Here is a 1,645-nt window from a genome sequence, read left to right on the forward strand (position 1 = left end):
ACCGCGTCGGCCAGCCCACTGGCCACCGCGGCGAGGGCGGTGCCGACGGGCGCGGTGACCAGGACGTCCACCGCGCCCCCGAGGGCGTACGGCCCGGACGCGGGCGCAGGATGGTGGCCGGAACGGCCCGGGTGGGCGCTGCGCGGCCCGAGGACGGTCAGCCGAATCTGCATCGCCGTCAACGGTCCCTTCTGTCCGGGGGGCCGGGCAGGGGTGCCGACCCCCACCACCGCCCCCAGGCCCTTCGGCACGTACAGGTCCGTACGGGGTCGTACGGCTCACGGAGCGTGAGCCTCCCGGCGCTCGGCGCTTCCGTGCTGCCTGCATCCTCGCACCTGCCACCGACAGTTCGCCCGCCGCCCGGCGCTACATGATCTTGATTGGTCGGCTAGTCGGCCGAAACTGGCTGATTGCGACCGGAACGGCCGCCCTTGCGCCGCCCTTGAGGTGACGGAAGCCGCCCGGACGCGCCCCTCCGCGCCCCGCCGCGCCCGTTTGAGCGGCGATTGAGCGGTCAACGAGCGACCCGGACCACCGTTGGCAACCATCCGTCCGGATCACACGTCTTCCCCCGCGCCGGGCCCTCGTGTGGTGATCGGATAGGGCCCACCGTGCGTCGCCATTACAGTGGGGCGGACGAGCACAACAAGACGAGTACCAGAGCAGACCCACACAGCAGATCACCCAGCAGACCAACGCAGTCCACCGATGTAAGACCACGATCAGGGAGCGCATGACGTGCGGCCGGTAGGCAGCAAATACCTGCTCGAGGAGCCGCTCGGGCGCGGAGCCACGGGCACCGTCTGGCGAGCCAGCCAGCGGGAGACGGCGGGGGCCGAGGCGGCCGTGGCCGGGCAGCCCGGCGAGACCGTCGCGATCAAGGTCCTCAAGGAGGAGCTCGCGAACGACGCGGATATCGTCATGCGCTTTCTCCGCGAGCGCTCGGTGCTGCTCAGGCTCACCCACCCCAACATCGTCCGCACCCGCGACCTGGTGGTCGAGGGCGATCTGCTGGCCCTGGTCATGGATCTGATCGACGGCCCCGACCTGCACAAGTACCTGCGCAGCAACGGCCCGTTCACCCCGGTGGCCGCGTCCCTCCTCACCGCCCAGATCGCCGACGCGCTCGCCGCCAGCCATGCCGACGGTGTGGTGCACCGCGACCTGAAGCCCGCCAACGTGCTGCTCGCGGGCACCGGCGAGGGCCAGGAGATGCACCCGATGCTGACCGACTTCGGCATCGCGCGCCTCGCCGACTCGCCCGGCCTCACCCGCACCCAGGAGTTCGTCGGCACCCCCGCCTATGTGGCGCCGGAGTCCGCCGAGGGCCGTCCGCAGACCTCCGCGGTGGACATCTACGGCGCGGGCATCATGCTCTACGAGCTGGTCACCGGCCGTCCGCCGTTCGCCGGCAACACCGCCCTCGAGGTGCTCCACCGCCACCTCAGCGAGGAGCCGCGCCGCCCCTCGACCGTGCCCGAGCCGCTGTGGACCGTCATAGAGCGCTGTCTGCGCAAGCGGCCCGAGGAGCGCCCGAGTGCCGAGAGCCTGGCCCGGGCGCTGCGCGTGGTCGCCGCCGGTGTCGGGGTGCACGCCTCGGCCGCGCAGGCCGAGGCGGCGCTGGGCGTGGCCGCGCTGCTCGCCC

General features: G+C 72.5%; 1 protein-coding gene. It reads left to right on the top strand.

What is annotated here, in order from left to right:
• Window positions 1–738: 738 nt before the first annotated feature.
• Window positions 739–1,645, top strand: a 907-nt coding sequence (locus GWI24_RS44145; protein WP_210951628.1) for a serine/threonine-protein kinase, incomplete at its 3' end; no start/stop codon positions are given.

Origin of the sequence: Streptomyces sp. MK37H (genome assembly GCF_018035285.1) — a bacterium.
In the GTDB taxonomy this organism is placed as follows: domain Bacteria; phylum Actinomycetota; class Actinomycetes; order Streptomycetales; family Streptomycetaceae; genus Streptomyces; species Streptomyces endocoffeicus.